Source organism: uncultured Rothia sp., assembly GCF_937976295.1.
Taxonomy (GTDB): Bacteria; Actinomycetota; Actinomycetes; order Actinomycetales; family Micrococcaceae; genus Rothia.
This window is the reverse complement of the sequence record NZ_CALJRY010000249.1, coordinates 1-3,418: the sequence shown is the minus strand read 5'-3', so window position 1 is coordinate 3,418 and position 3,418 is coordinate 1. Positions and strand designations below refer to the sequence as shown.

Genomic DNA, 3,418 nt, shown 5'->3' with positions numbered 1-3,418 from the left:
TACCCGCCGTTTGCGGCGCTGCTCTTCTACCCGCTCGCGTTCCTCACCGAACCGCAGAGCATGCTGCTGATTACCGCCATTATTTGCGCGCTCAGCTACTGGTGTGCGTACCTGCTGTACTCCTACGCGCGTAGCCGTTCGTGGCGTCTGCCGTTGCAGAAGCACCTGGGTCATTGGGGTATGGTGTCGCTGATTGCGGCGCTGATTTGGATGTGCGGCCCGTGGCGTTTGACCACGCATTTTGGGCAGATTAACGCCATCATTTTGATGCTGATTCTCGCCGATTTTATGCGCCCGGCAACCCGCGTTCCGCGCGGTGTGCTGCTGGGTATTGCGGCGGGTATTAAGCTGACCCCGCTCGCGTTCGGTCTGCTGCTGCTCATGCGTAAGGACTGGAAGGGTATCGCGACTTTGGGCGCGAGCTTCGCCGCGACCGTGGGTATCGGCTTCCTGGTGATTCGTGAGGAGTCGCTGACGTTCTGGTTCCACGCGGTGCGTGACACTTCGCGTGTGGGTTGGTTCAGCTACTTCGATAACGTATCGATTATGGGCACGCTGACCCACGCGGGCCTGCAGCATCACCTGACTGCGACTGCCCTGTCCACGGTGCAGATGGCGTTGACCCTGCTGATTGTGCTGGTCACTGCGGTTCTGCTGGTTCCGCTGATTCGTGCCCGCGCGCTCATGGCGCAGCTGGCGCTGACCGCGTTCATGATGCTGCAGATTTCGCCGATTAGCTGGTCGCACCACAACACCTGGTACCCGCTGATGCTCGCCGCCGTGGTCATGGAAATCTTCCCGCTCATGTACCGGCGGGTCAGCTCCTTCGTCTTCACGCTGGCTGTTATTTTGGCGACCGCGGCGCTGGTGGGCATGTACATTTCGCCGTTCTGGATTGTGCTGGCGTTCTCACCGCAATTCAACTCGGATCAGATTCTGATGGTGCCCGAAGGCTCCCTGGGCCTGATGGCTGGCACCATGCCGTACCAGCTGATGTACCTGTTTGTTCTGGTGACGTTCTTCGTGTACCTGGCGAATCGTCAGCTGGTGGAGCGTGCGGCACGCGCCGCAGGTGCCGAGCTGGCGGAGGCGAAGTACTCCCGCTAAAGAGCCGCCCGCTCCCGGCATAAAAATATCGCGGCATAAAATATCCCAGCATAAAAGTATCCCCCGCACCCATGACGGATGCGGGGGATACTTTTATGCTCAGCCTGCTGACCTACCCAGCCTGCTGACCTAGTCAGCCAAGCCGCTAGTTAGTGCCGATGCTCCAGGTCACGTTGGAGTCGGTACGAACCTGCAGGTAGCTCTTGTTGCTCTGAACCCACTGAATGCTACTCTTCACCGGCGACAGGGTCGAGGAGAAGAACGGGTCGTTCTTAGTCGCGTTCAGAACGGTGAAACCGCGGGTGGTCGGGCCGTTGGTCTGGAACTCCATGGTCGCCTCGGTGCCTTCGTAGGTGAAAGCGTAGAAGTTCATGGTGCTCTGGAACTTCTCACCCTTCTTGTAGTGGGGTGCGGAGTCAGCATCGTAGACGCGGATGGTCCATTCGCCCTTACCGGTCAGCTCCAGCTTGCGGGTGGGGGTGGAGTGGCCGCTCGCGTCAATCCACGCGGTGCCCTTGAGCTCCTTGCCGTCGCGGGTCGAGTCGATAACGCTCACACCTGCGCTCATGTTGCCCTTCTCATCACGGCTGGAGATGAAGGCGTTAACCACACCGTCTGCGGGCTTGAACTCGTAGTAGAGCAGGCCTGCGGACACATCGCCCTTGATCTTCTCAATGTCGATGGTGTCCTTGTTGTCGGCGACGGTCTTCTTGTATTCCTTGAACTCGCCTTCGGGCATCTTCGCCTCAGCAGCAACGATCGGCGCTGCCGAAGAAGCCGAAGCCGCGCTCTCAGATGCGGATGCTGCGGAAGAAGCCTCAGAGGATGCTGCCGCCGCGGAGGACGCCTCAGCGGAAGTAGCCGCCGCGCTCGCAGACTCGGAAGAACCGGAGGTGGGGGTCGAGCCGCCACGCGGAATCAGCATGACAATCGCCAGGATGATAACAATCAGCAGAGCCAGCGCACCACCGATAACACCCCAAATCTTGGTGCCGGAGAACAGGCCCTTCTTCTCAGAGCCATCCTCGCCCTGATCTGCGGGCTCGGTGACGTAGGGGTTGCTCAGCGCCACGGTTGCCTGGTCCTGATCGGACACCTGACCCGCGTAGGGCTGCTGAGCGTTGTACGGCTGACCCTGGTAGGGGTTGTTCTGGTACTGGCTACCCTGAGCGTTCTGGTCGCCCTGGAAGCCCTGACCCTGGAAATTCTGACCCTGGTACTGGCCACCCTGGAAGTTCTGGCCCTGGAAACCATCAGCCTGGTTCGGCTGGAAGCCGTTCGGTGCCTGACCCGCCGGGATGAACTGTGCGTTCTGGTCGCCCTGCACGTTCTGGCCGGGCTGTTCAGAGAGGTTCACGGTACGCTCGGACAGGTTGACGGTGCGCTCGGTTTCCGGAGTGTGGAACTCAACGAACGGGGAGTTCTCGATGGTGTGGGGAGCCTCTTCGGTGGAGGCGGGAACCTCAGCAGCGGGAGCTTCAGCCGCGGGAGCCTCAGCGACCGGTTCTGCTGCCGCGGGTGCCTCGGGGGCAACCTCGGCGACGGGTTCAACGACAGCGGGCTCTGCAACAGGTTCGGAAGCAACCGGCTCGGACAGCGCGGGCTCGACAACCGGCGCTACGGGAGCCTCAACAGCCTCAGCGGCGTGCTCCTCAACTGCGGAAGACTGGGCCGCGAGAACCTGCTCGGGCAGAGTGGTGCCGGTCAGCGGAACCTGAGTCAGGTGACGCATCGGCTTGGGCTCGGAGGACTCCTCAGCGGACTCAGCCGCGGGTGCCTCTACCTGCTGTGCCTCAGCATGGGATGCCTCAATGGGGGATGCCTCAGCCTGGGGTGCTGCCACCTCCGGAACCTCGACGATCTGCTCACCTTCGAGCTCAGCGGCGAGCTGCTCCAGGTCAACGTCCTCAACGGTCAGCGGTGCCGCAGCCTCGGCGGGCTGCTCAGCCTCAACAGCGGGCTCAACAGACTCAGCCGCGGGCGCCTCAGCAGCGGGCTCCTCGGGAATCAGCGGCTCAATAGTAGCCTCTTCAACCTGAATGGGTTCGGGCTCGGGCTCTTCGACCCACAGCTGCCAACCTTCAGGAACGGGACCCCACGCGGGGTCAGGACGCCACGTGGGAGTGGGGGTCCATCCGGCAGGAGGAGCGGGCCAGTTGGGCGGCGGATTGAAGACGAGTGCCATAAGAAAGTAGCCTTTCTGGTGCTGAAAAAACACCCCGGAAGAGCGGTCATCAGCGACTATGTATATGAGCGTATTATCGCTACAAATTATGGCATAGGTTCAGAAAATGAACCCCGTGAATGGTGG

The 3,418-nt window shown here is 61.3% G+C and carries 2 protein-coding genes; one reads left to right on the top strand and one right to left on the bottom strand.

What is annotated here, in order from left to right:
* Nucleotides 1-1,107, top strand: a 1,107-nt coding sequence (locus Q0216_RS06650) for a glycosyltransferase family 87 protein (RefSeq protein WP_298593934.1), incomplete at its 5' end; no start/stop codon positions are given.
* A 145-nt stretch (nucleotides 1,108-1,252) separates the two neighbouring features.
* On the opposite strand, the gene Q0216_RS06645 is transcribed toward Q0216_RS06650, so the two are convergent.
* Nucleotides 1,253-3,292, bottom strand: a complete 2,040-nt coding sequence (locus tag Q0216_RS06645; RefSeq protein ID WP_298593933.1) for a hypothetical protein — start codon at nucleotides 3,290-3,292, stop codon at nucleotides 1,253-1,255.
* Between the last annotated feature and the right edge of the window lie 126 nt (nucleotides 3,293-3,418).

Bases quoted from the DNA above. Each gene is read 5' to 3' on its own strand.
- Q0216_RS06645 (WP_298593933.1), bottom strand. From the start codon at position 3,292: ATGGCACTCGTCTTCAATCCGCCGCCCAACTGGCCCGCTCCTCCTGCC.